Consider the following 25,771-nt stretch of genomic DNA (forward strand, 5'->3'; position numbering starts at 1 on the left):
GAATCATAGGGCGTGGATCACGTCCTCCAGATGGCGCGCGTGCGCTTGCTGGGGCGGTGCTCGGGGAGTTGCGTCAACAGCGGCAGAACGGAGTGATTGATGAGTTCATTGGCCACGGATCGCGTCGACCAATGTTCATCCGGCGAATTTTCGGCACAACCGTTTGCTCTGTCACCCGCCCAGACAGCTCTCTGGTACGCGCAGCGCATTCGTCCCGACGTACCGTTGACGATCTCCCAGTACGTCGAGATCCACGGTGACTTGGACGAGGGACGGCTGCTGTACGCGATCGAGCGTTTCGGTGCCGAGACCCAGGTGGGTCAGGTTCGCCTGGTGGAGGAGGATGGCACTCCGTATCAGATCGTGGATCCGGTCCACCGGCCGGGCTGGGTGCGCATCGATCTGCGCGGCGAGACCGATCCGTACGCCGCGGCGCTGCGCTGGATGCACGAGCACACGAGTGCGCCGATCGACCTGGAACGCGACCCGCTGACCTCCAACGCCGTCCTGCGCATCGGCGACGCCGACTACATCTGGTATTCGTACGCCCACCACATCGTGATCGACGGCTATGGCGCGATGAACGCGCTCACCCGTACCGCGGAGATCTACACCGCACTGGAGAACCAGACCGAGCCGGTCGCCTCGCGGGCGACGCCGCTGGCCGAGATCTACGCCGACGAGGCGCGCTACCACGACTCGAGCCGCTTCCAGAACGATCGCGAGTACTGGCTCGGGCAGCTCTCGGGCGTGGGCGAGCCGGTGAGCCTGGGCGGCGCCCGGCTCGGCGCGGCCACCCACGACGCGGGCCGCAGGCTGGCCACCGCCGTGCTCGACGACGAACAGCACGCCGCGATCGGCGCGGCGACCAGCGCGTGGAACACCACCGATTCGGCGATGTTCGTCGCGGCGCTGGCCGCCTACGTGCGGTCGGTGACGGGCAACTCGGACGTGGTCCTGAGCCTGCCGGTCTCGGCGCGCACCACGGTGTCGCTGCGCCGCTCGGCGGGCGTGATCTCCAACGTCGTGCCGATCCGGCTGAAGTTCGACGAGACGACCACGATCGGCGACCTGGTGAAGGCGGCCGAACTCCAGATCACCGGCGCCCTGCGTCATCAGCGCTACCGGCACGACGACATCCGGCGCGACAGCGGCTACTCCCGCGACGCCCGCGGATTCTTCGGCCCGATGGTCAACCTGATGCTCTTCCACGACGAGCTGCGATTCGGCAGCCTGGTCGGCTCCATGCACGTGCTGGCCACCGGCCCGGTGGAAGACCTCTCGGTCAACGTCTACAACGGCGCGGGCGGGCGCTTGCACGTCGACTTCGAAGCCAACCCCCGACTCTACGGTGAGGCGGAGGTCAGCGTGCATCACGCGCGCTACCTGGACTTCCTCGGCCGGTTCCTGGCGGCCGAGGTGACGACGCCCGCCGAGTCGCTTGCCGCGATCACCGGCGCCGAGCGGCAGTGGGTCGTGGACGGCTGGAACGCCACCGAGGCGCCCCGGCAGGACGGCACGCTGGCGAGCGTGTTCGCCGAGCGGGTGGCGTCCGACCCGCACACCGTCGCGCTGGAATTCGGCGACGAGACGCTGACCTACGCCGAACTCGACGCGCGCGCCAACCGCCTGGCCCGGCTGCTCATCGAGCGCGGCGCCGGGCCCGACACCACGGTCGGTCTGTGCCTGCGCCGCAGCATCGAGCTGGTGGTCGGCATGTACGCGATCGTCAAGGCGGGCGCGGCCTATCTGCCGCTGGACCCCGAGCACCCTGCCGAGCGGATCGGGCAGATCGTGCGTCAGGCCCAGCCGCTGTGCGTGCTCACCGCCGCCCGCGACGAGGTCGAGCTGCCCGCGATCGCCACCCGGCTGGACGTCGACACCGCGCAGGTGGCGGACTTCGACGACGCGCCGGTCACCGACGCCGACCGCAGGGCCGCGTTGCGCCCCGGCCATCTCGCCTACGTGATCTTCACCTCCGGATCGACCGGAACACCCAAGGGCGTCGGCGTGCCGCACGCCGCGATCGTCAACCGCCTGCGCTGGATGCAGCACGAGTATCCGTTGGAGCGCGCCGACGCGGTGCTGCAGAAGACCCCCGCCACCTTCGACGTCTCGGTATGGGAGTTCTTCTGGCCCTTACAGATCGGGGCGCGCCTGGTCGTCGCCGCCCCGGACGGCCACCGCGACCCGGCGTACCTCGCGCGGATCATCGCCGAAAAAGGCATCACGACAGCGCATTTCGTGCCATCCATGCTCTCGGTGTTCGTCACCGAGGCGGATCTGGACGGCTGCGCGGGCCTGCACCGGGTGTTCTGCAGCGGCGAGGCGCTGCCCGCCGCGGCGGTGCGGGAGTTCTACGCGGCGTTACCCGCCGCCGAACTGCACAACCTGTACGGCCCGACCGAGGCCGCCGTGGATGTCACCTACTGGGCGTGCCCGCCCGACGCGAGCGCCGTGCCGATCGGCTCGCCGGTGTGGAACACCCAGACCTACGTGCTGGACGATCGGTTGCAGCCCGTCCCGCCCGGCGTGGTCGGCGAACTGTACCTCGCCGGCGTGCAGTTGGCCCGCGGCTATCTGGGGCAGCCGCGGCTGACCGCGGACCGTTTCGTGGCCAACCCCTTCACTCCGGGCTCCCGGATGTATCGCACCGGCGACCTGGCCCGCTGGCAGATCGGCCGCTCCGCCGCCGAGCCGGGTGTGCTGGAATACCTGGGCCGCAGCGACTTCCAGGTGAAGATCCGTGGTCTGCGCATCGAGCTCGGTGAGGTCGAGGCCGCTCTGCTCGATGACCCGAAGGTCGCTCGCGCGGTGTGCGTGGCGCACACCGGACGCACCGGTGACGAACTGGTCGCCTACGTGGTCGCGGCGAAGCACGAGGACGACGCCGCCCGGCTGGACACGGCCGCGCTGCTCACCACCCTGCGCCACACGCTGCCCGGGTACATGGTGCCCTCCACGCTGATGGAACTCGACGAGCTACCACTGAGCGCCAACGGCAAGATCGATCGCAAGGCGCTGCCCGCCCCCGTCACCGGCGTGCGCTCGATACGGCCGATCGCCGAACCGCGCACCGAGGTCGAGCGGGTCTTGGCGGGCATCTTCGCCGAGGTCCTCGACACCGACGTCGGCATCGAGGACAGCTTCTTCGACATGGGCGGCAACTCGCTCATCGCCGCGCGGGCGGTGGCCAGGATCAACGCCGCCCTCGGCACCGCGCTGACCATCCGGGACCTGTTCGAGGCCGCGACGATCGAGGCGCTCACCCGGCGTTTCGCCACCCAGACCGTCGACGCCTCCTCGCCGCGACTTGCCCCCGCCGAGCGGCCGGAGCGAATTCCGTTGTCCCAGGCCCAACAGCGGCTGTGGATCCTGAACCGGTTCTCCGAACACGCCGCCGCGTACAACATGCCGCTGGCCGTCGAGGTGGAAGGGCCACTGGACGTGGCCGCGTTGCGCGCGGGCCTCGTCGACGTCATCGAGCGGCACGAGAGTCTGCGCACCACGTTCCCCGAGTCGCCCGAAGGGCCCTACCAGCTGATCCACCCGGCGCAGGCGATCCCGCTGACGCTCGACCCCATCGACGCCACGGCCGACGAAGTGGCCGGCTTGGCGACCGAGTTCGCCGGCTACGGCTTCGACCTGCGCAGCCAGGCCCCGGTCCGGGTGGCGCTCTACCGCACCGGCCCGCAGCGGCACGTCTTCCTCATCGTGCTGCATCACATCTGCGGTGACGGATGGTCCATCGCGCCGTTGGCCAAAGACCTGATGACGGCGGTGGCGGCGCGCGCGAAGGGCGTCGCGCCGCAGTGGACGCAGCTGCCGGTGCAGTATGCCGACTTCGCGCTCTGGCAGCGCGAATTGCTCGGTGAGGAAACGGATCCCGCCAGTGCGCTCAGCCGCCAGCTGACGCACTGGCGCTCGGCGCTGGCCGGGCTCCCCGAGCAGCTCGACCTACCGCTGGACCGCCCGCGCCCACTGCACAGATCGACCGTCGGCGGCCGGGTCGAGTTCACCATTCCCGCCGAGATCCGCCGCGCCGCTATCGAACTCGCGGCCAGCCGGGGCGTGAGCATGTTCATGGTGCTGCACGCGGCGCTGGCGACGCTGCTGTCGCGGCTGTGCGCCAACGGTGACGTCGCGATCGGCACGCCGATCGCAGGCCGCTCCGATCCGGCGCTCGACGATCTCGTCGGCATGTTCGTCAACACGCTCGTCCTGCGCACCGCGGTCGACCCGGCGGCAGGCTTCGATCGGATGCTCGACGTGGTGCGGGAGACCGATCTCAACGCTTTCGCCAACGCCGACGTGCCGTTCGAGCGGCTGGTCGATCTGGTCAACCCGGAGCGTTCCCCGGCGCGCCACCCGCTGTTCCAGGTGATGCTGTCCTACGACCACGCGCCGGATCTGCGGATCGATCTGCCCGGTGTGCGCGCCGAGGTGCTGCCGATCGCCTCGGACGTGGCCAAGTTCGACTTGCAGCTGGTCGTCCACGACGACTCGGGCGACGGACCGCTGTCGGCCGAATTCGGCTATACGACGGATGTTTTCGATCAGTCCACGATCCAGTCGTTCGCCCGCCGGTTCATCGCGGTGCTGGCAGGCGGCGTGGCCGCCCCCGAACTGCCGGTGGGTGACCTGCCGATCCTGGACCGCAGGGAGACCGAGAACCTGGTGCCCATCGCGGGCGCACCCGCCGAGCCGCCGATCACGCTGGCCACCTTGCTGACCGCCACCGCGCGCCGGATACCGGAGGCGGTGGCGGTGCGCTACCTCGGCGCCGACACCACCTACCGCGAACTCGACGAGCGATCGAACGCGCTGGCGCGCGCCCTCATCGAGCACGGCGCCGGTCCCGAGACGGTTGTCGCGATCGCGCTGCCGCGCGGTCTCGACGCGATCACCGCGGTATGGGCGGTCGCCAAAACCGGTGCGGCGTATGTGCCGATCGACCCGAGCTACCCCGGTGAGCGGATCGCGCACATGATCGGCGACTCCGGCGCGATGCTCGGTCTGACCGACCCCGAATGCCTCGCCGCCATGCCCGCCTGGCCCGCGGCGCGGGGCAAACACCGCAAGGTCCATGTCGACTGGCTGGTCCTCGGCTCCGACGAGCTGACCGCCGAACTCGCGGGCCATTCCGCGGACCCGATCACCGACGACGAGCGCCATCACCCGATGCGGGTGAGCCACCCGGCGTACCTCATCTACACCTCCGGCTCCACCGGAACACCCAAGGCGGTCGTGGTCACCCACGCGGGCATCGCGTCTCTCGCCGGCGAGCAGAACTATCTGTTCGGTATCACGGATGCGGCCCGCACACTGCACTTCTCCTCGCCCAGCTTCGACGCGTCGGTGCTGGAGATGCTGCTCGGCTTCGCCGCGGGCGCCACGATGGTGATCGCCCCCAGGGGCATGTACGGCGGCGCCGAGCTGGCCACACTGCTGCGCGAGGAGCGAGTCACCCACGCCTTCGTCACCCCCGCCGCGCTGGCCACCGTGCCGAACGACGGGCTCGACGAGCTGGAGACGGTCATCGTCGGCGGTGACGCCTGCTCGGAGGAGCTCGTCGAGACCTGGACCACCGGGCACCGCATGCACAACATGTACGGTCCCTCGGAGGCCACCGTCGCGGCCACCGCGAGCGGTCCGATGGCGGCGGGCGAGCCGGTGCCGCTCGGTATGCCCGTCCGGGGCATGCGACTGTTCGTGCTGGACGGTCGCCTGCATCCGGTGCCGCCGGGCACGCCGGGCGAGCTGTACGTGTCCGGCCCCGGCGTGGCCCGCGGCTACCACGGGCGTTTCGGTCTGACCGCGCAGCGGTTCGTGGCCGGTCCGCACGGCAGGCGCGGCGAGCGGATGTACCGCACGGGCGACCTGGTCGTCGTGGAGCGGTCGGGGCAGCTGCGGTTCCTCGGACGCGCGGACGACCAGATCAAGATCCGCGGGTTCCGCATCGAACTGCGCGAGATCGACAACGTGCTGCGTCTGCATCCCGGCGTCCGGTTCGCGTTGACGGTGGTGCACACCGACGAGCGCGGCCATGTTCGGCTCGCGGCGTATGTCACGGCCGACCGGCCGGTCGAGCCGCAGGACGTGCTGGAGACCGCGCGCCGGCGATTGCCCGGTTACATGGTGCCCGCGGCGGTGGCGGTGCTCGACGAGATTCCGGTCACCCCGGCGGGCAAGCTGGACCGAAAGGCATTGCCGGAGCCGGTGTTCGCCGCCGCCGGGTCGTCTCGCGCGCCCGGCACCGAGCTGGAGCGGACCGTGGCGGGCGTGTTCGGCGTGGTGCTCGGCCGCCCGGTCACCGGAGCCGAGGACAGCTTCTTCGACCTCGGCGGCAACTCGCTGCTGGCTACCCGCCTCGCCGCCGCGCTGCACGCGGAGTTCGGTGTCGAGCTGCCGGTGCGGTCGATCTTCGAAGCGCCCACGGTCGCCGGGGTTGCCGCGCAACTGGATCGAGCGCCCCGGACGCAGCGGCCGGCGCTGGCGGTGCAGACCCCGCGTCCGGGACGTCTTCCATTGTCGCTGCCGCAGCAGCGTTTGTGGTTCCTCAACCGATATGCGCCCGAATCGAGTGCCTACAACATCGCTTTCGTGATCCGCGTCGCCGGTGACCTGGACGTGCCCGCACTGCGGGAAGCGCTCAACGACGTGGTGCGGCGGCACGAAGTGCTGCGCACCGTCTTCCCGGAGGACGCGGACGGCCCGCAGCAGGTGGTGCTGCCGGTCGAACGCGCCCTGCCGGACCTGGCGGTCACCGACATCGATGACTCCGGTGCGAAGGCCGCGCTGGAAGCGTTGGCGCACAACGGCTTCGACCTCACCAGGCAGACACCGGTGCGTCTGGCACTGCTGCGCACCGCACCCGGGCGGCATCTGCTCGGTGTGGTGGTGCATCACATCGCCGCCGACGGCTGGTCGCTCGGCCCGCTGACCAGGGATCTGGCTGCCGCTTACGCCGCACGGCACGAGGGCGACGCGCCGTCCTGGACACCGCTTCCGGTGCAGTACGCCGACTTCGGGCTGTGGCAGCGGGCCTGCCTCGGCTCGGAAACCGATCCGGACAGCGCGGCGGCCACCCAGCTGGCCTACTGGCGCGCCGCACTGGCGGACATCCCCGACCAGTTGCCGCTGCCCTACGATCGGCCGCGCCCGCTCGAGCCCACTCAGCAGGCCGGGACCGTGCGCTTCACGGTGCCGGAGCACGTGCGGCGCGGGCTCGCCGGGATGGCCCGCGATCAGGGCGTCAGCAAGTTCATGGTGCTGCGATCGGCGTTCGCGGTGCTGCTGCGCTGCGTCACCGGCGGTCGCGACATCGTCATCGGCACCCCGGTGGCGGGGCGTAACGACACCAAGCTCGACGAACTCGTCGGCATGTTCGTGAACACACTGGTGCTGCGCTCGGATGTGCATCCCGATCGCAGCTTCGCCGACTTGCTGCGCGCCGACCGGGACACCGAACTGGCCGCCATGGCGCATGCCGACATCCCGTTCGAGCGCATCGTGGAGGAATTCGGTTCCGAGGCACGCTCCTCGGGCCGTCACCCGCTGTTCCAGGTGGCGCTGAGTGTGCAGGACGGCCCGGCGCCGACGCTGGAACTGCCCGGCCTCGCGCTGCGCGCGGAGCCGTTGGACATCGCACTGGCGAAATTCGACCTGGAGCTGCGCGTCTCGAACGACGCCGTCGATCCGGGCTCGCTCCCGGGCGAGCCGGACAGCGTCTTCGAATTCGTGTACGCCACCGAGCTTTTCGACGCACGGACGATCGAGACACTGGCCGACCGGTTCCTGCGCGTGCTCACCGCCGTCACCGGCGATCCGCGCGTCCTGGTCCGCGACGTCGACGCGCGCACCGAGCACGAGCGTCGTACCCTCGCCCCGGCGCGTGGCGAGCAGGCGGCCCCGCCGTCCACCCTGGCGGCGTACTTCACCGCGACCGCGCAGCGGTATCCGCACAACACGGCGCTCTGCGCGGGCACGACCACGCTCACCTACTCCGAACTCGACCGGCGCTCGAATCGGCTGGCGCGCGCGCTGATCGCACGCGGACTCGGTCCCGGCACCCGCGTGGCGCTCGGGCTCGCCCGCTCGATCGACTCGGTGGTGGCGATGCTGGCCGCGGCGAAGTCCGGCGCCGCGTTCGTGCCGGTCGACCCGAAGTACCCCGCCGACCGCATCCAGCACATGCTCGCCGACTCCGGTTGCGCGATCGGTGTCACCGTGTCGGCGCATATGCCACAACTGCGCGCGGGCGCCCCCGCGCAGCGCCACACCGAGTGGTTGCTGCTGGACCGCCCCGAGTTCGCCGCCGAACTCGACGGACACGACGACGCGCCGATCGACGATCACGAGCGCTCGCGCACCATCCAGGTCGCCGATCTGGCCTACCTGGTCTACACCTCGGGGTCCACCGGAACCCCCAAGGGCGTCGCGGTGACCCACAGCGGCCTGTCCAACTTGGCCGACGAGATCCGCGACCGCATCGGCGTGGACGAGCACTCGCGCACGCTGCATTTCGCGACGCCCAGTTTCGACGCGGCGATCCTCGATCTGCTGATCGCGCTGGGCGCCGGTGCGGCGATGGTGATCTGCCCGACCGATATCTACGGCGGTGACGAACTGGCCGCGCTCATGGAGCGCGAACGGGTGTCGCACGGCTTCATGACCCCGGCCGCGCTGGCCACGATCGACCGCGAACGCTGGCCGCTGCCGCACGTGCGCGCCCTCATGGTCGGCGGCGAGGCGGTGGCGCCGGATCTGGTGGCGCGCTGGGCGCCGGGACGCGTGATGGCCGACGTGTACGGGCCCACCGAGACCACGGTGGTCATCACGATCTCCGGTCCGATGCGCGCGGGCGAGCCGATCACTATCGGCAGCCTGGTGCGTGGCGCCCAGGGATTGGTGCTCGACGAGCGGTTGCGGCCGGTGCCCGTCGGCGTCCCCGGCGAGCTGTACCTCGCGGGGCACGGCCTCGCGCGTGGCTACTTCGACCGGTTCGGACTCACCGCGACACGATTCGTCGCCGACCCGTACGGCCCGGCGGGCGCCAGGATGTACCGGACCGGTGACGTGGTGCGCTGGACCGCCGCGGGCGAACTGGTCTACCTCGGCCGCACCGACCACCAGGTGAAGCTGCGCGGTTTCCGGGTGGAACTCGGCGAGATCACCGCCGTGCTCGGCGAACATCCGTCCGTGCGGTTCGCGCACACCGAGGTGCGCCGCATCGCGGGCGCCGACCGGATCGTCGCCTACGTCCAGCCGGCCGACCGCGCGGCCGGGGTGGACCCCGAGGAGTTGCGCGCCTCAGTCGCTCGCCGACTGCCCGCGCACATGGTGCCTGCCGGTGTCACGGTGCTGGACACCATCCCGCTGACCCCGGTCGGGAAGCTGGACATCAGCGCCCTGCCCGACCCGCACTTCGCGGACTCGACCGGTCGCGAACCACAGACCGACGCGGAGCGCCTGGTCGCCGCGGTGATGGGTGAGCTGGTCGGCGCGGACGACGTGCGCGCCGACGACAGCTTCTTCGACGTCGGCGGAAACTCGCTGCTGGCGACGCAGCTCGTCGCCCGGCTGGCCGCGGCGACGAACGTGCGGCTCGCCGTGCGCACCGTGTTCGCCACGCCGACCGTGGCAGGGCTCGCCGAGCTGCTGGCCGCGGGCACCGAGTCCGAGGTGGTCCGGCCCGCACTGGTGCGCCGGGAGCGCCCGGAGCGTATCCCGCTGTCGGCCGCGCAGCGACGGCTGTGGTTCCTCAACCGCTTCAATGCGGGCGGCACCTCGACCGGGGGACAGTCGGCAGGCGCCTACAACGTCCCGCTCGTACTGCGCATGACCGGCAGCCTGAACGTCGACGCGCTGGTCGCCGCGCTGCACGCCGTGCAGGCCAGGCACGAAACCCTGCGCACGGTGTTCCCGGAGACCGACGGTGCACCCGCCCAGGTCGTGCTCGACCCCTCCGAGTCGGCGATCCCGCTGACGCGGGTGAAGGTGCGGCCCGACGAGCTCGACGCCGCCGTACGGCGTTTCGCCGCACCGGGATTCGATCTGGCCGCCACCGTGCCGATCCGCGCGGCGCTGCTGTCGGTGTCGACCGCGCGCGACTCGTCGGCGCCCGCCGAGCACGTTCTCGTCGTGGTCGTACACCACATCGCGATGGACGGCTGGTCGCTGGAGCCGATGGCGACCGACGTCGCCGTCGCCTACCGCGCCGCCTGCGCGGGCGGCGCGCCGGAGTGGGCCGAGCTCGAGGTCCAGTACGCCGACTACACCCTGTGGCAGCAGGACGTGCTCGGCAGCGAGGACGATCCGGACGCCGCGGTGCGCAAGCAGCTGGACTATTGGCGGCACACCCTGGACGGCATTCCCGAGCTGCTGACCGTACCGGCCGACCGGCCGCGTCCGCCCACCCCGTCCTACCGGGGCGGCACCGTGGAGTGCGCGGTGGACCCGGTCACCCACCGCGAACTGCAGACGATCGCGGGCAGCAACAACGTCAGCCTGTTCATGGTCCTGCACGCCGCGCTGGCGGTGCTGCTGCACCGGATGACCGCGACCGACGACATCACCGTCGGCACCCCGATCGCGGGCCGCGGGCACCCGGCACTGGACCGGCTGATCGGCATGTTCGTCAACACGCTGGTGCTGCGTACCCGGATCGACCCGGGCGCCCGGTTCACCGACCTGCTGCACGCGGTGCGCGAAACCGACCTCGACGCCTTCGCCCACGCCGACCTGCCGTTCGAGCGCCTGGTGGAGGTGCTCAACCCGGCCAGGTCCCAGGCGCACCATCCGATGTTCCAGGTGATGCTCTCGGTCCGCAACGAGCCGGTCGGCGGACTGGACCTGCCGGGGCTGCGCATCGAGGCCGCTGATATCGACACCGGGATCGCCAAGTTCGATCTCCAGTTCACCCTCACCGAAACGCAGACCGCGCAACGCGATCCGGCCGGCATCACGGTCGCGGTGAACTACGCGATGGATCTGTTCGACGAGCCGACCGCGCAGCGGCTCGGCAAGCGCCTCACCCGGCTGCTCGCCGCGATCGCCGCGAACCCGACCACCGCCGTGGGCGATCTGGAACTGCTCGACCCCGCCGAGTGGTCGGGGCTGGCCCCGGTGCGCGGTGCCAAACCGGACCGGCCGATCACCTTCCCCGAGGTGTTCGAGCAAGCGGCCTGCGTCGATCGCGCCGCGGTCGCCCTGGTCTCCGACGGCACGGAGGTGACCTACGACGCGCTGGATCGCTGGACGAACCGGCTGGCGCGGGTGCTCATCCGGCGCGGCGTGGGCCCGGAAACGCTGGTGGCGCTCGGCATTCCGCGGTCGATCGAGTCGGTGGCGACGGTACTGGCGGTGGCCAAGGCCGGTGCGGCGTTCGTCCCGGTCGACCCGTTGTACCCGCAGCAGCGCATCGCGCACATGCTGTCGGATTCCGGTGCGGCGCTCGGCATCACGCTGGCGGGCTACCACGCCGAGCTGCCCGAGGACACGGAGTGGATCGTGCTCGACGATCCGGCGTTCCGCGGACTCGTGCTGGACGCGCCGGACGCGCCGATCGCCGACACCGAGCGCCTCGCGCCGTTGCGGATCGACAACCCGGCCTACGTGATCTACACCTCCGGTTCGACCGGCACGCCGAAGGGCGTGATGGTCACCCACGGCGGCTTGTCGAACTTCGCCGCCGAGACCGCCTACCGGTTCGACGTCCAGCCGGGCTGCCGTGTCCTGCACTTCGCCACGCCGAGCTTCGACGCCGCGATGCTCGATCTACTGCTGTCCCTCGGCGGCGCGGCGACCCTGGTGATCACCCCCACCGGCGTGGTGGGCGGCGACGAGCTGCGGCAGATCTTCGCCGGGGAGCGGATCACCCACGCGTTCATCACCACCTCCGCTCTCGGCACGGTCGACCCCACCGGGCTCACCGAGTTGCAGCACGTGCTGGTCGGCGGCGAGGCGCTGCCGCCGGACCTGGTGACCAGATGGGCGCCCGACCGCAGCCTGTACAACGTCTACGGCCCCACCGAGACCACCATCGTGACCGTCATCTCGCAGCCGATGACGCCGGGCGAGCCGATCACCATCGGCGGACCCATCCGCGGGGTCAACGCGGCGATCCTCGACGCGCGACTGCATCCGGCTCCGATCGGGGTGACCGGCGAGCTGCACCTCGCGGGTGACGCGCTGGCCCGCGGCTATCTGAACCGTCCCGGCCTCACCGCTCAGCGGTTCGTCGCCAATCCGTTCGGCAAGCCGGGGGAGCGGATGTACCGCACCGGCGATCTGGTGCGCTGGTGGGCCGGGTCGCGGGAGCACGGGCCGTCGGACGGTGCGCAGGAGATCCAGTACGTCGGCCGCACCGACCATCAGGTCAAGATCCGCGGTTTCCGTATCGAACTCGGCGAGATCGACGCCGCGCTCGCCCGCCACGGCGCGGTGGCGTTCTCCACCACCATCGGGCATCGCACCCCGGCGGGTGCGACGGCGTTGGTGTCGTACGTGAAGCCGCGCGACGGCGTGTCGCTCACGGCGGCGGAGCTGACCGGGCATCTGGCCGGGCTGGTGCCGAATTACATGGTGCCGCAGTCGATCATGCTGCTCGACGACGTACCGCTGAACCCGGTGGGCAAGCTGGATCGGGCGAAGCTGCCGGAGCCGGTGTTCACCGCGGGCGAGGGCTACCGCGCGCCCTCCACTCCGACGGAGGAGGCGCTGTGCGCCGCCTTCGCCGAGGTGCTCGGCGTGGAATCGGTGGGCGTGGACGACGGGTTCTTCGAACTCGGCGGCAACTCGCTGCTGGCCACGAAAGTGGTTGCGCACGTGCGTGTAACCGGCATCGACCTGCCGGTGCAATTGATGTTCGGCGACGCGACGCCCGCGGCCATCGCCGCGCGGCTGGACGGGACGGGCGCGTCCTCGGGCGCCGCGGTGGCGGCGATGCTGGCGCCGGTGCTGCCGATCCGTCCGAGCACCGCGACGAGTCAGGCGCCACTGTTCTGTGTGCATCCGGCGATCGGCCTGGCTTGGTGCTATTCGGGGTTGCTCGCGCATCTCCCGGGGGACCGGCCGGTGTACGGACTGCAGGCTCCGCACGTGGCAGGGGAAGAGGGCTACGGGTCGATCGATGAGGCCGCGAGTCGCTACGTGGCCGCGATCAAGGAGATCCAGCCGGAGGGGCCCTACCACTTGCTCGGCTGGTCGCTCGGCGGACTGATCGCACAGGAGATGGCGGTACAGCTGCAAGAGGGCGGCGACGAGGTCGCGCTGCTGTCGATGATGGACAGCTACCGGCTGTCCGACGACCTGCTCGAACACGCGACCCCGAGCATCGCCGAGATCGTCGGTGAGTTCGGCAGCGACGAACTCGACGGGCAGATCGATCCGGAGATGAGCCTGCGGGACGCGGCCGAATTGCTGCGCGCCCGGTCCGGGCCGTTCGCGGCGCTGACCGTGGAGCATCTGGAGCGGCTCTACGCGGGCTACGACAACGGCACCGTGCTCGCGCACAGTTTCCGGCCCCGCGCCTTCGACGGCGACCTGCTGTTCTTCACCGCGGGCGACGACCCGATCAACCGGGCCGACCCGGACCGGCGCGCCGACGCCTGGCAGCCGTTCGTCACCGGCGCCGTCCACGACCACGAGCTGCGCTGCGCGCACTCCGCGATGACCACGCCGGAAGCGCTGGCGGTGATCGGGCCGGTGCTGCGGAGGTGGCTGGAGACGAAGGAGACGCGCAGGTGAGTTTGGCGGTGGAGGTCACCGGCCTGGTGAAGAACTACGGCCGGGCCCGCGTGCTGGACGAGGTCGACCTACGAATCCCCACCGGTACCGTGATGGGCCTGCTCGGTCCCAACGGCGCGGGGAAGACGACGACCGTGCGCATCGTCACCACGTTGCTGAAGCCGTCCGCCGGGTCGGTGCGGGTGGCGGGCATCGACGTGCTGCGCGATCCCGCCGCGGCGCGCAAACGGATCGGCCTGTCCGGCCAGTACGCAGCGGTCGACACCAACCTGTCCGGTTACGAGAATCTGCGCATGGTCGCGCGGCTGTACGGGATGTCCCCGCGTCAGGCCACCGCCAGGGCCGAGGAACTGCTCGGCGCCCTCGGGCTCGAATACGCCGCGCACCGCAGGGCGGGCACCTACTCCGGCGGCATGGCCCGGCGGCTCGACCTCGCGGGTGCGCTGGTCGCCCGGCCCTCCGTGGTGGTGCTGGACGAGCCGACCACCGGCTTGGACCCGCGCGGCAGGCTGGACATGTGGCGGGTGATCGGCGACCTCGTCGACGACGGCACCACGGTGCTGCTGACCACGCAGTATTTGGAAGAGGCCGACCTGCTGGCCGACCGCATCACGGTCATCGACCACGGGCGGGTCATCGCCCGCGGCTCGGCCGACGAGCTGAAGACCTCGATCGGCGGTGACCGGCTCACCGTCACCCTGGCCGCCGGGCAGGCCGCCGAGCCCGCGCTGGCGGTGCTCACGCAGGTCGGCGTGGGCGAGCCCGGGCACGAGCCGGGCACCGACGAGGTGTCGGTGGTGGTCGGCGACGGCTCGCGCACCATGGTGGAGGCGCTGCGCAGGCTCGACGACGCGGGCGTCTGCGTGGTCGACGCGAACGTGCACCGGCCCAGCCTCGATGACGTATTCCTTTCCCTCACCGGCAAGCCCGGCGGCACGCCCGCCGCGGAACCGGAGACCGACGACGTACAAGAGGAGATCATGTCGTGAGCGCGGCCATGGTCGGGGAGGCAGCCCCGAAGGCGGAGCGGAAGCCGAAAGCAGCCGCGGCACAGCCGGATCCCGGTCCCCGGCTGCGGCTGTTCCGGGACAGCGCGATCGTCGCGCACCGCAATCTGCTGACCATCCTGCGCGTGCCCACCCTGCTGGTGACCGCGACGATTCAGCCGCTGATGTTCGTGTTCCTGTTCGCCTACATCTTCGGCGCCTCGCTGGGCGGCGGCCAGTACCGGGAGTTCCTGCTGGCGGGTATCTTCACGCAGACGGTCGCGTTCAACGCCGCGTTCACCACGGTAGGTCTCGCCGGAGACCTGCAGAAGGGCATCATCGACCGGATGCGGGCGCTGCCGATGTCCCGGCTGGCCGTGCTGATGGGTCGTACGCTGTCGGATCTGGTGGTGAACATCCTCAGCCTGGCCGTGATGGTCGGGTGCGGCTACATCGTCGGCTGGCGCATCCACGGCAGCGTCACCGACGCCGCGCTGGCGTTCGCGGTGATCCTGTTGTTCGCGTTCGCGATGTCCTGGGTCGGCGCGCTGACCGGCTTGCTGTCACCGACCGTCGAGGTGGCGCAGAGTGCGGGGCTGATCTGGCTGTTCCCCCTGACGTTCATCTCCTCGGCATTCATCTCCGCCGAGACCCTGCCCGGCCCGCTGCGCACGATCGCCGAGTGGAATCCGATCACCGCGGTCTCGGCGGCGGGACGCAAGCTGTTCGACAACGACTCGCCGCCCAGTTTCGTCCCGCCCAGCGGCTGGGCGGCCGATCACTGCGTCGAATACGCGGCGGCCTGCTCGGTGGCGATTCTCGTGCTGGCCGTGCCGCTGGCGTTGCTGCGCTACCGCAAGGTGGCCAGCCACTGACCGGCGTACGTACCAGGGACAGCGAACGGCCGCCGCATCCAACGATGCGGCGGCCGTTTCGGTGTTCGCGGACCGTCAGGCGCGGCGGCGGGTCTTGAGCAGTTCGAGGCGCTCCTTGAGCAACTCCTCGAGCTCCTCCTTGCTGCGGCGCTCCAGCAGCATGTCCCAGTGCGTGCGCGGCGGCTTGACCTTCTTGGTCTCCTGGGTGGTGCCCTCGATCAGCACGCCCTCCTGGCCGTTGCGGCACAGCCAGGTCGGCGGGATCTCGGCGTCGTCGGCGAACGGAACGTCGAATTCCTCGCCGTTGTCGGTCCGGTAGCGGGCGATCCGACGCGGAGCCAGGTCGTGGTCGCGATCGGTCTCGTAGCTCACCGCTCCGAGCCGGCTGCCTCGGAGTACGCGATCTGCCATGGTGTGCCTCTCCCTGTGTGCTCGAGTCTTCGTGCGCTGCCACGGTGTCCGCACGAGCGCGCGGAGCGCTCGGTGGACCTTGATGTACAACGATCGGGCCTGCGCCGATAGTTCCCGACGCGGCCGCGGCGAACCGTTCCATTGTAGTGCCCTCGGCGCGCCGAGCTCGCCACGCCCGGCGCGGGACGATTCGCCGGGGTCGCTGAACCGATCGCAGACGGCGAGCTATTAGTGTTCTGCGTCATGTCGCGCCGCTTGTCCTGCCAGTGGTGTGGGCGGGAGATCGTGGAATCGGAGGCCGGCCGTCGTCGCCGGTACTGCCGTCAGTCCTGTCGTCAACGCGCCTACGAACACCGCAACAGCCTGAAGGGAACCGGGATTCCCGACGACGCGGTGGTGCTCAGCGCCCAGGAGGCCGCGGACCTGGCCGATCGCTGGTTCGCCGCCCGCTGCGCCGCCGAGGACGTCGCCACCGCCATCGAGGAGGGGGCGACGCCCGAGGAGCTGGCGGCGCTGGGCAAGACCCTGGTCGAGCTCACCCGCGACGCGGAGCGTCTGCGCTGACCGGCTCCGCCGCCGCGCCGCCGTGCGCGTCGGCTGCCCGGTACCGCAGATACACCGCGCCGAGCAGCGCCGCGATGGTCGCGGCGAGCCCGCAGGCCGCGAGCCAGGTGGCCGTGTCCGGGTGGACCAGGGACTGCGCGCGCATCGCCTGCCAGAAGACGAGCGCCAGCAGACCGGCGTACCCGGCGGCGAGCACGCCGACGACGGCCGCGCGGGTGCGCTCCGGGCGCAGCCAGCGGTAGCGCGGGGCCAGCCAGGCGAGCAGGACGGCTACCAGCAGCAGCACCTGGATGCCGTGCAGGCCGACGAAGTGCGGAACGCGCAGGTCACCGCCGACGGTGCTCCAGTGGGTGAGCGGCATGCCGCCCATGGCGTCGCGTGGTGCGAGATCGCTCGCGTCGGGCACGACCGTGTGGCCCGCGGCCAGCTCGACGATCCGCCCTTCGCTGTCGCGGACGAGTTGCTTGCCGGTGAAGCCCATCAGGTAACCCAGCGCCATGCCCGCCACGGCCAGCGCCAGGCCGGCATGGATCGCCCGCGCCGTCGGCCGGTCCACCAACCGCTGCCAGGCGAGGATCGACACGATGAGCAGGTTGGCCAGGAAGAGGCCGGGCACGCCGGAGGCGAAGACCACCTGCCCGATCGAGTTCACCGGATCGTCCTCGGTGTTGAAGTGGCTGAACGTGCCGCGTGCGGCCTGCAGCACGATGAAGCCGACGTCGACGACGCCGGTGACGGCGAAGACGGTGCCCAGCCACCAGGTGATCCGGCTTCCCTTGTGCGGCAACGACAACAGCCAGGCCAGGGTGAGGCTGTAGAGGAAGAACGCCAGGCCGAACTTCATCGGTTTCAGCCATACCGATTCGCCGAGCAGCGTGCGGTCGTCGACCAGCATCGCCGCGAGCGCGAAGACGACGAGCGCGCCCATCGCGGCAACGGTTCCCAGCAGCGGCCGGTGCAGTCGCGCACGTGTCGCGGGTTCCGTGCGCCCGCGCGGCCGTGGCGCCGACGGCCCGTCCTGCGGTGTGGCGACGAAATGTGTTGTGGACATGGACCGAAGGTAGGAATCGCCGCCCTCGGCGGTCGTCCCGCCGCAGCGCTATTCGCGTCTAGTACCCCGGTATCGGGCGGAAATCCGGCCGATACCGCAGAGCCGTCACCGGTCGCCGAGGTTCGGATCCGCTACTGCGGGAATGCGTGAGCGTGCGGCCCCGAACGTAGTCGGGCCGCGAACGCGTCGTTGCGTTCGCGGCCCGTCGCAGGCGACGGCTCTGTCGCCGAGTCTGTTCGCAAGCCCCTCATGTCTCGCGACCGGGGTCGGGATCAGTCTTCCGGAGCAAATCCGACGTCGATGCCGCGCTCGGCCAGCCAGGGCCGCGGGTCGATCGGTTCGCCGCCGGGAAGATGGACTTCGTAGTGCAGGTGCGGGCCGGTGGAGTAGCCACGGTTGCCGACGGTCGCGATGACGTCGCCCGCGCGCACCGGCTGGCCGACGGCGGCGAGGATGTCGTTGACGTGGCCGTAGACGCCGACGGTGCCGTCGTCCTGCTGCACACGCACCCACAGGCCGAAGCCGGACGCGGGACCGGCTTCGATCACCACGCCGTCGGTGACCGCGGCGATAGGCGCGCCGAGCGGGTCACCGAAGTCGAGTCCGGCGTGCATCGCGCCCCAGCGGGTGCCGAAGTTCGAGGTGAGCACGCCGGCCACGGGCCGGACGGTCTTCGGGCGGGCGAACTCCTGCGCGATGCGGTTCGGGTCCCACGGCGCGGGCTCGGGGGCGGCCTGCGGAGGTTGCGTTTCGTCCTGGGTGAAGGTGGCGAACTGGGCCATGTTCTGGGCGGGGCGGATCTCGCCGGAGGCGATCTTGCCCGCGACGAGGCGGGCCGAAGCGTCGGCGTTCTGGTCCTGTTGGGCGGCGGCGAGGATGCCGACCGACGCGGTGACGATCGCGGAGGCGGCGACCACGCGTGTGGCGGCGCGATGGCGGCGGAACCGGGTCACGCCGCGACGGATCGGTAACGGAAAGGTCACGGGCATGAATCGAACGTACGACAGCGGCGCGCCCGTTCTGCAATCCTGTGGCTACCGTCACGGGTCGATAAACGCCCAGCTCGTCGGTCACGGGGAGGTAACGAAGCACCTACGTTTCCATGCGCGAACTGGGGCTATGTCGTATTACCCAACAGTTGACCAGCGAAACGCCAGTTGATCACACTGGATGAGTGGCGACTAATGGAGTTCGTGCTCTGACAGCGCTGGCGGACCCGACTCGCCGCGCGATCTTCGAGGCGTTGCCGCAGGCCGCGCGCTCGGTCGGCGAGCTCGCCGAAGAAGTAGGCGTGAGCAGCTCGGCGGTCTCTCAGCATCTGCGGGTGCTGCGCGAGGCGCGGCTGGTCATGATGCACCCGGAAGGCAACCGCAGGCTGTACTCCTTGGACCCGCGCGGCCTCGCCGATGCCCGCGACTACCTCGAGCAGTTCTGGCCGAGTGCGATCGCCGCGTACTCCGCGGCGCTGCGGACCGCCGCGACGGCGAGCGCGTGACTCGGGGGACAGCGCCCGCGTGACCGTCGTCCTTGGGTGGCGTCGGTAGACGGCGTCAGCCGACGCGCCGATACGCCGTCTTGCGTCGGTCGGCGCCTGTGCCGGGCCAGTTGCGTTTGCTCAGCTGTTTGTCGACGGCATTGATCACCTCGGTGACGCCGATCTGCAAGAGGCCGGGGTCGGGGGTGTCGGCGTCCGGGTCGCCGACCTGGCCGGCCCACAGCACGGCGTGCCGGCCCAGGAGGTGCGAGGGCGGACCGGCCCACCGTGGCGGCGTGGGACCGAACAGCAGGACGGTGCGGGTGCCGAAGGCGGTGGCCAGGTGTGCGACGCCGGTGTCCCCGCAGATCACCAGGGCGGCCTCGGCGACGGTGGCGGCCAGATCGATGAGGTTCTGCTCCCCGGCGAGTACTCGGCCCACGGGTAGACCCGCCCGTGCGGCGATGCCCAGCGCGAGTTCGCGTTCGTTCTCGTCGCCGGTGAGGACCACTTCCCGGCCGAGTACCAGCAGGTGCCGGACGACGGCGGCGAAACGGTCCGGTGGCCAGCGGCGGGCCGGCGCGCCCGCGCCGATATGGACGACCACGCAATCGCGCCTGCTGGTCGTCGACACCGGCGGCACCAGTCCGAGGTTGCGGCGATCCGCTCCGATTCCGTCGTATTCCAGCAGATGGCACCAGCGGTCCACCTCGTGCATGTCCGGGTCCCACTCGGGGCCGGACAGCTCGGGGAAGGCGGCATTGCGAAAGGTGAGGATGCGGCCGGGTTCGATTTTGGCCAGCGTGACGATGCTTTCGGCGCTAGCGCCGTGCAGGTTGACCGCCAATTCGGGTGGGGGTGCGTCCCAGCGGAGACTGCTGGGCTCGGCGGTCGGCGCCAGGGCGTCGACCGACGCGATCAGATCGACGATCGGCTTGAGCCGCTGCGGGGCCGCCAGGACGAGGCGGTCGCGCGGTTTGGCCCGGCGCAGCGCACGTAAAGCCGGGACCGCGGTGAGTAGATCACCCAGCCCACGCGCCTGCAACACGAGCAGAACCGCCACCCTCTTCTCCTAGCCACCCGAGTCTCACCGAACCCCGACCCACCCGTTCACCCCAGGGGCGCCAACGAAGAGTCACTTAGGAATAACTACCCGACCGCTCCGGCGGCGAAACGTGAACGCCGGGCAACGCTGCGGCACCGGCTGGGCAAGCGCGCTCGAATCGCACTGGCAAATGCGCAGTAAACGCCCGTTGGTGAGCTATAGCATCAACGAATGACGACAAACAGCGTGCTAGAGGGCCCTCTGCAGTCTCTTGCCCGCAGGGCGTGGCAAACCATCCTGGTCACCGGCATCCTGGCGGTGATCCTCGGCATCCTGATCCTGGTCTGGCCCGACATCACCCTGCTGGCCGCGGGCATCATCTTCGGCGTCTACCTGGTGGTCACCGGCTTCCTCCAGTTGATGGCAGCCTTCGGCGCGCCGACCGGCACCGGTCTGCGGGTGCTGTCGTTCGTCATCGGTCTGCTGTCCATCGTGATCGGCGTCTTCTGCTTCCGTGACGAACTGGCCTCCATCCTGCTGCTCGGGCTCTGGATCGGAATCGGCTGGCTGTTCCGCGGGGTCGCGTTGCTGGTGGCCGCGCTCTCCGAACCGGGGATGCCGGGCCGTTGGTGGCAGGTGTTCTTCGGTGTCGTGACCGCGATCGCGGGCGTCGTGCTGATCATCTGGCCGGTGCGGTCGGTGGCCACACTGGCCGTCCTGGCAGGGGTGTGGCTGATCATCATCGGCCTCACGGAGATCGTCGTGGCGTTCGGAGTCCGCCGCGAGGCCGGAGCGGCGCGCACCGCACCCGCTGCCCCCTGATCACGAACCCGCGCGGTCGCGCGCCACGGCGCCGGCGCGCGCGGTGTCTCCGGGTGCCTGACCAGCACGGTTCCGTCTCGTTGGAACTCGTGACAGAATCACAGGCGCATTTTCACCAGACGTCGGCTTCGGGGTTGGTCGACATCGAAAAGAACTGGAGGCACGAATGATTCGTACTGCTGGGTTTGTCGGTGCGCTGGCCCTGGCAGGGGCCGCGGCCCTGCTGTCGGCGGGAACGGCGCAGGCCGCGGTCGGCATTCTGACGATCAACGGAGAACAGCGGGTGGATCCGGTGGGCTGCCTGAACACCGACGGAACCTTCTACACCACCTTCCAGATCACCGTCGTCAACAGCACCGATCGTGCCGTCACGCTGCACTCCGGGCGGGACTGCACCGGTTCCGTGATCGGTGAGCTGCCCGCGGAGAGGATCGGCTACCTGCCCAAGGGCGGCAGCGTTTCGGTCAGCTGACGCGAACGCCTGCCGCAGTAGGCGAAACCGGCCGGGCCGCGATCCGAGCAGGGCGTCGACCATCGACGTCGCTGGGATCCGTTCCCGGCCGGAAACCGTTCTGCGTTGCGCTGATCCGGTGCCCCCGGATCAGCGCCACTCTCCGCTCAACGTGTGCGCGGCCAATCGCCGGGCCTCGACACCGCGGACTCCACGGCCCCCGGCGCCGGGATCGACGCCGCGACGGCCGCGCGGCGACGGCCGCGCGGATCCCACACCATCGCTGTCGCCGCGCCGCCCAACAAGACGACCACGATCATCGCCACAACGCACCAAACCAACACCGCCATTGCCTCCCTGGCTTCCCCCATCCGGCTGACAGACTGCGTTGGCTTACCAAGGCGGACAGTTGTTTTCGATTCGCGCACAGTATTCCCCTGGTTGGTGGCACGCGCGAGTCGGCGGCGCGGCGCTCACCACCCCGAGCGTCGGACGAAGCTCGCCGCGGATCCCGGCGCGGTCGGCGCACCAGCCCGAACGCGCATTCTTCCCGTGAGACGGCTCCCGGCGCAGTCGCCGGAGGAGACCGAGATCACGGACACGCCACTGCCGGTTGCCGGACCGGCCGACTCGCTCGTTCCTGCCGACATGCGCGTTCGCTCGGTGCGCGCCGAGGCGCTCAGCTGCCTGTTTGCCCCCTCTCGGCCGGGGTAGCACGTGGGGACGAAGGTCACCACGGAACACCGGAAAGGGCTGGCGCGGCGATGTCTACTTCCACACCAGGTGCGGTGAAAGATCGGCGATCCCCGCTCCAAGTCGCCGCCATGGCGGTAGGGGCGGTCTTCCTCCTTGTCGGGATCCTCGGGTTCATCCCCGGGATCACCACTGACTACAGCGAGCTGGAGTGGGCAGGACACCACTCCCAAGCCCAATTGCTGGGTCTGTTCAACGTATCCGTGCTGCACAATGTGGTGCACCTGGCTTTCGGCGTCGCCGGTGTGCTGGCCGCGCGGACCGCCGCGGCGGCACGGGCCTACCTGATCGGCGGCGGTGTCATCTATCTCGTCCTGTGGCTGTACGGGCTGATCGTGGATCCGCACAGCGACGCCAACTTCGTGCCGCTCGACACCGCCGACAACTGGCTGCACTTCGCCCTCGGTGCAGGCATGATCGCGCTCGGGTCGCTCTTGGCACGGCGGCCGGCGACCCAAGCGCCCGGAGCGGGCAGGCAGACCGGGATTCTGGAATAGCGCGACGCTGACGCCTCGGGCGGTCTCGGAGCCGCATGGCTTCAGAGCGGCGTAGACCGCCTCGATCAGATCGTATTCGTGTGCTCGGCGATCTCGGCCCGAGGGTGGTGGCGCAGGTTCGGAACGAACGTGATCGCTACGTCTCGGGCGAGGTCGCCGAGCGCGATCGAGCCGCCGAAGGCGGTGGCTCGAGGCGCCCTGCGGGGGAGAGGGATCAGCGCACACATTGTCTTACGTAGATATGCGCATCTACGGATATAACGGCGGCATCCAGCCGAAAGCGTCGGGGAAGCGTGCGGCATGTAGCCGGGGGTGCGGGCGCTTCCATCCAACCGTCGAGAGTAACGCTCCAGCAACACCGACGGGACCGAGAGTGCTTCCGATGTTGCTGCCACCCAGTGGATCTCGCGGATATCGGCGGCCCGGCGGCGCTGGGTGAACGGCGGTACCCTTGGCTTGATCGTCGGGCGCGGAGTCGGGCGCGTGAATCGCCGCACATGTTGACATCGACTGCTGTTGACAACATATGATGTCAATACTTTGTGAGCCTCGGCTCGCCGCGTCGACACCGTGGCAGCGGGAGGCGGGCAGGCACTCCACCACTTCAGCGACGATCGCGGCAAGGGAGCTACCGATGAGGGCCAAACCACCCGCGCTGGGATACCTCCGCAAGGACATCTCAGGTGTGTCCCAGGACTGGGACGAAGCGCAGATGCGGAGTTTGGCCAAACGCCTGGGTTACGAGTTGTGCAAAACCGTGACCTTCGGCGCCGGTACCGACACGCCGGTGGATCGCCTGATCGACGCCGCACGGAAGTTCGGTGTCGACGCGGTCATCGCCCCGGGTCTGCATCACTTCGGCAATACCGTGCCCGGCGAACTCGTGGAGGTCTGCGACCTGATCACGGTCACGCCGCAGCAGACCTACTCCCGCTCGGCACTCTCTCGGATCTGGGCGTAGTACGTCCCCGGCAAGCTCGGTGAAGCGCGACTTTCCGTCAGCGCAGGAGCTTCGTCAGAACGTCTCGCGCACCGGCCATTCGGCTACGATCGGGCCCCGTGGCTGACACTGTGGTGTGGCCGGGGCGGCCGTCCCTCGAGGATGTCGAGGCCGGGAAGCGTGCGAGTCGTAGGGACCGGGTGCGTCTGGCGCTGGCCGCCGCGGCGTGGTCCCATATCCGGCCGCAAGCCGGGCCGCGCGGCGATTCGATAGCTGCCCGCTCGGCCCGGGTCCCGGTACTGGCGGTGGTCGCGGCGGCGATCGTGGTCTTTCCGGTCGGATCCTTCGTCAAAGCCGCAGTGGCGCAATACCCTTCGTATTCGCTCGCGAAATCCAACCTGTCGACCGCGCTTTCGGACGGCTGCGGTTTGGCCGACGACGTGCTCGTGGAGACGGACCCGAATTCCTCGATGCTGCAGCCGGTTTCCGGTGACATCGGCACAGCGCTGGCAGGCGACGAGTCCGCCGGGTTCAGCCCGAGCGGTGTGGCGCCGGTCCTCACCTCCGACGAGGTCGAATCCACGACCGGTCGGGCGAATTTCCGACGACCGGGACGAACTGCGCGACGCCGCCCAGTCGGCCGGGTCGGCATCGGAAACCTCGAGCGGTAGCGGAATCAACGGCAGCAGCGTCGCCCTGCCCTTCGGCCTCGATCCGGCCACGACGCCCGTGCTCGGCAGCTACCGCGAAGGCCCACAGGCACCGGCTTCCCTGACCACCGGGTGGTACCGGCTGCCTGCCGCCGTCAGCGGTAGTCGCGGCCGGATCGTCGCCATCGCCGTAGCCGGTCGGATCCGTTCCGTCGACTCCGACGGAATCGCGCACCCGGGGCAGAACCTCGAACTCGAGTACGGACGTACCGAATCCGATGATCGCGTCACCCCCATGGGCCGCTTGCTCCCGATCGACATCGGCCCGTCTCCCATGTGGCGCAACTTGCGCGTGCCGCTCGACCACTTCCCCGCCGAGGCCGACGTCGTCCGGATCGTCGCCGATGACAAGGCCCTCGGCAAAGATCAGTGGCTCGCCGTGACACCACCCCGAGTCCCGAAGACCAGAACGCTGAACACCGTCGTCGGCTCGGCCACCCCCGTACTCCTCGACTGGGCGGTCGGGCTGCATTTTCCCTGCCAGAAGCATCTGCCCACCCGTGCCGGGGTCGCCGACCTCCCCGAATACCGAATTCTGCCCGACCGCAACGGTGCGACGATCACCAACCTCTGGCAAGGCCACGACGGCGGCGGTCCGCTCGGCTGGACTCAACTCCTGTTCACCGCCCGCAGCCTGCCGTCCTATTTGAACAACGACTGGGACCGTGACTGGGGCTCGATCGAACAGTTCATCCCCCACGACCCCGATGCCCGACCTGCCCGGGTCGGGGTCGAACCCGTCCAACGCTGGGGCACATGGACGCCAGGGCACATCATCACGTCGTATTAGGGTCACGAGCGGCCGGAACGCTGGTCGGCGGTTGCCTTCGCGCCCTGCCGGACGCCGACGCGGATCGGTTCGTCGGAGCGCCGATCCGCCTGGCTGGGAGCGCTCAGCCGACGGCAACACCGGCGTCGGCGGCGATTCGGGTTGCGACTTGACGTGGCAGCAAACCCGTGGTGTCGATGACACGGGCTTCTTCGCTGTGCCAAGTGCGGGCCGCGTCGTAGTCGTCGAGGTGGTCCAGGCGCCATGGTGAGTTCGGCTTGCCGGGGTCGGTTTCGATGCGGCGGAGGAGTTCGTCGCGGTCGGCGTGCAGAACGAAGTGATGAAGCTGGATGTTTGCATTCTGGAGCCCGGCACGGATCTCCTGCCAGTACCGGTGGACGAGAACCGACTGGGGGACGATGAGGACTCCACCGGCATAGTCGAGGATCTGTGTCGCTGCCGCGACGACCAGTCCGCGCCAAGGCTGCCAGTCCTGAAAGTCCCGGACCGTCTCGGAGGCGAGGACGTGGCGGAGCATGATGCCGACCTACTCGGTGTCGAAGATCCGCGAGCCCGGCAGCAGCGCGGTCAATTCCCCTGCCGTCGTGGTCTTTCCGGCGCCGAATGTCCCGTTCAGCCAGATGATCATGTCTCGAGCGTATCGAGCCGGGGTC

15 protein-coding genes and 1 pseudogene are annotated in these 25,771 nt (G+C 69.9%); 10 read left to right on the forward strand and 6 right to left on the reverse strand.

Features of this window, described 5'->3' with window-relative positions:
• Positions 1 to 99 precede the first annotated feature (99 nt).
• From IU450_RS11395 to IU450_RS11405, 3 genes are all read left to right on the forward strand, one after another.
• Positions 100 to 13,749, forward strand: coding sequence for an amino acid adenylation domain-containing protein (locus IU450_RS11395; RefSeq protein ID WP_195149748.1), 13,650 nt, complete (start codon positions 100 to 102; stop codon positions 13,747 to 13,749).
• Positions 13,746 to 14,738: an ATP-binding cassette domain-containing protein gene (locus IU450_RS11400; RefSeq protein WP_195149749.1), complete on the forward strand. Its 993-nt coding sequence runs from the start codon at positions 13,746 to 13,748 to the stop codon at positions 14,736 to 14,738. The genes IU450_RS11395 and IU450_RS11400 overlap by 4 nt, the downstream gene beginning before the upstream one ends.
• A gap of 89 nt (positions 14,739 to 14,827) precedes the next feature.
• Positions 14,828 to 15,610 carry an ABC transporter permease gene (locus tag IU450_RS11405; protein WP_195150023.1) on the forward strand — a complete coding sequence of 261 codons (783 nt, stop codon included), beginning with the start codon at positions 14,828 to 14,830 and terminating at the stop codon, positions 15,608 to 15,610.
• Positions 15,611 to 15,685: 75 nt separating this feature from the next.
• Here IU450_RS11405 and IU450_RS11410 read toward each other — a convergent pair whose 3' ends face one another.
• The gene (locus tag IU450_RS11410) at positions 15,686 to 16,021 is read right to left on the reverse strand and encodes an RNA polymerase-binding protein RbpA (protein ID WP_043719627.1); all 336 of its coding nucleotides are present in this window, start codon (positions 16,019 to 16,021) and stop codon (positions 15,686 to 15,688) included.
• Between the two features lie 243 nt (positions 16,022 to 16,264).
• On the opposite strand from IU450_RS11410, the gene IU450_RS11415 reads away from it, so the two are divergent.
• Complete coding sequence (locus IU450_RS11415) at positions 16,265 to 16,585, forward strand: hypothetical protein (RefSeq protein WP_195149750.1); 321 nt, start codon at positions 16,265 to 16,267, stop codon at positions 16,583 to 16,585.
• On the opposite strand, the gene IU450_RS11420 is transcribed toward IU450_RS11415, so the two are convergent.
• Together IU450_RS11420 and IU450_RS11425 are read right to left on the reverse strand one after the other, a co-directional pair.
• Positions 16,557 to 17,636 (reverse strand): hypothetical protein, encoded by a 1,080-nt coding sequence (locus tag IU450_RS11420; RefSeq protein WP_195149751.1) that lies wholly within the window; start codon positions 17,634 to 17,636, stop codon positions 16,557 to 16,559. The genes IU450_RS11415 and IU450_RS11420 overlap by 29 nt on opposite strands.
• A 272-nt stretch (positions 17,637 to 17,908) precedes the next feature.
• Complete coding sequence (locus IU450_RS11425; RefSeq protein ID WP_195149752.1) at positions 17,909 to 18,625, reverse strand: M23 family metallopeptidase; 717 nt, start codon at positions 18,623 to 18,625, stop codon at positions 17,909 to 17,911.
• Between the two features lie 185 nt (positions 18,626 to 18,810).
• Between IU450_RS11425 and IU450_RS11430 the strand changes: the two genes are divergently transcribed.
• Complete coding sequence (locus IU450_RS11430; protein ID WP_195149753.1) at positions 18,811 to 19,131, forward strand: ArsR/SmtB family transcription factor; 321 nt, start codon at positions 18,811 to 18,813, stop codon at positions 19,129 to 19,131.
• Positions 19,132 to 19,186: 55 nt separating this feature from the next.
• On the opposite strand, the gene IU450_RS11435 is transcribed toward IU450_RS11430, so the two are convergent.
• Positions 19,187 to 20,173: a glycosyltransferase family 9 protein gene (locus IU450_RS11435; protein ID WP_195149754.1), complete on the reverse strand. Its 987-nt coding sequence runs from the start codon at positions 20,171 to 20,173 to the stop codon at positions 19,187 to 19,189.
• A 213-nt stretch (positions 20,174 to 20,386) separates the two neighbouring features.
• Between IU450_RS11435 and IU450_RS11440 the strand changes: the two genes are divergently transcribed.
• The 5 genes and pseudogenes from IU450_RS11440 to IU450_RS11460 all read left to right on the forward strand — a co-directional run bounded on the left by IU450_RS11440 (position 20,387) and on the right by IU450_RS11460 (position 25,118).
• On the forward strand, positions 20,387 to 20,977 hold the full coding sequence (locus tag IU450_RS11440) for an HdeD family acid-resistance protein (protein WP_195149755.1): 591 nt from the start codon (positions 20,387 to 20,389) through the stop codon (positions 20,975 to 20,977).
• Between the two features lie 166 nt (positions 20,978 to 21,143).
• Positions 21,144 to 21,449, forward strand: coding sequence for a hypothetical protein (locus IU450_RS11445; RefSeq protein WP_195149756.1), 306 nt, complete (start codon positions 21,144 to 21,146; stop codon positions 21,447 to 21,449).
• Between the two features lie 803 nt (positions 21,450 to 22,252).
• Positions 22,253 to 22,678: a DUF4383 domain-containing protein gene (locus IU450_RS11450; RefSeq protein ID WP_228834431.1), complete on the forward strand. Its 426-nt coding sequence runs from the start codon at positions 22,253 to 22,255 to the stop codon at positions 22,676 to 22,678.
• A gap of 634 nt (positions 22,679 to 23,312) precedes the next feature.
• Positions 23,313 to 23,639 (forward strand): hypothetical protein, encoded by a 327-nt coding sequence (locus tag IU450_RS11455; protein ID WP_195149758.1) that lies wholly within the window; start codon positions 23,313 to 23,315, stop codon positions 23,637 to 23,639.
• A gap of 338 nt (positions 23,640 to 23,977) precedes the next feature.
• Positions 23,978 to 25,118: pseudogene (locus IU450_RS11460) on the forward strand (arabinosyltransferase C-terminal domain-containing protein).
• A gap of 103 nt (positions 25,119 to 25,221) precedes the next feature.
• Here the strand turns inward: IU450_RS11460 and IU450_RS11465 are convergent.
• Complete coding sequence (locus tag IU450_RS11465; protein WP_228834432.1) at positions 25,222 to 25,635, reverse strand: hypothetical protein; 414 nt, start codon at positions 25,633 to 25,635, stop codon at positions 25,222 to 25,224.
• A 9-nt stretch (positions 25,636 to 25,644) separates the two neighbouring features.
• On the reverse strand, positions 25,645 to 25,746 hold the full coding sequence (locus tag IU450_RS39605) for an AAA family ATPase (protein WP_228834433.1): 102 nt from the start codon (positions 25,744 to 25,746) through the stop codon (positions 25,645 to 25,647).
• Positions 25,747 to 25,771: the final 25 nt, after the last annotated feature.

Origin of the sequence: Nocardia abscessus, assembly GCF_015477775.1 — a bacterium.
Classification (GTDB): domain Bacteria; phylum Actinomycetota; class Actinomycetes; order Mycobacteriales; family Mycobacteriaceae; genus Nocardia; species Nocardia abscessus_A.

Coding starts and splice junctions, on each gene's coding strand:
- IU450_RS11425 (WP_195149752.1), bottom strand. CDS start 18,625: ATGCCCGTGACCTTTCCGTTACCGATCCGTCGCGGCGTGACCCGGTTC.
- IU450_RS39605 (WP_228834433.1), bottom strand. CDS start 25,746: ATGATCATCTGGCTGAACGGGACATTCGGCGCCGGAAAGACCACGACG.
- IU450_RS11455 (WP_195149758.1), top strand. CDS start 23,313: ATGAGGGCCAAACCACCCGCGCTGGGATACCTCCGCAAGGACATCTCA.
- IU450_RS11445 (WP_195149756.1), top strand. CDS start 21,144: ATGATTCGTACTGCTGGGTTTGTCGGTGCGCTGGCCCTGGCAGGGGCC.
- IU450_RS11415 (WP_195149750.1), top strand. CDS start 16,265: ATGTCGCGCCGCTTGTCCTGCCAGTGGTGTGGGCGGGAGATCGTGGAA.
- IU450_RS11420 (WP_195149751.1), bottom strand. CDS start 17,636: ATGTCCACAACACATTTCGTCGCCACACCGCAGGACGGGCCGTCGGCG.
- IU450_RS11410 (WP_043719627.1), bottom strand. CDS start 16,021: ATGGCAGATCGCGTACTCCGAGGCAGCCGGCTCGGAGCGGTGAGCTAC.
- IU450_RS11440 (WP_195149755.1), top strand. CDS start 20,387: ATGACGACAAACAGCGTGCTAGAGGGCCCTCTGCAGTCTCTTGCCCGC.
- IU450_RS11395 (WP_195149748.1), top strand. CDS start 100: ATGAGTTCATTGGCCACGGATCGCGTCGACCAATGTTCATCCGGCGAA.
- IU450_RS11465 (WP_228834432.1), bottom strand. CDS start 25,635: ATGCTCCGCCACGTCCTCGCCTCCGAGACGGTCCGGGACTTTCAGGAC.
- IU450_RS11450 (WP_228834431.1), top strand. CDS start 22,253: ATGGCGGTAGGGGCGGTCTTCCTCCTTGTCGGGATCCTCGGGTTCATC.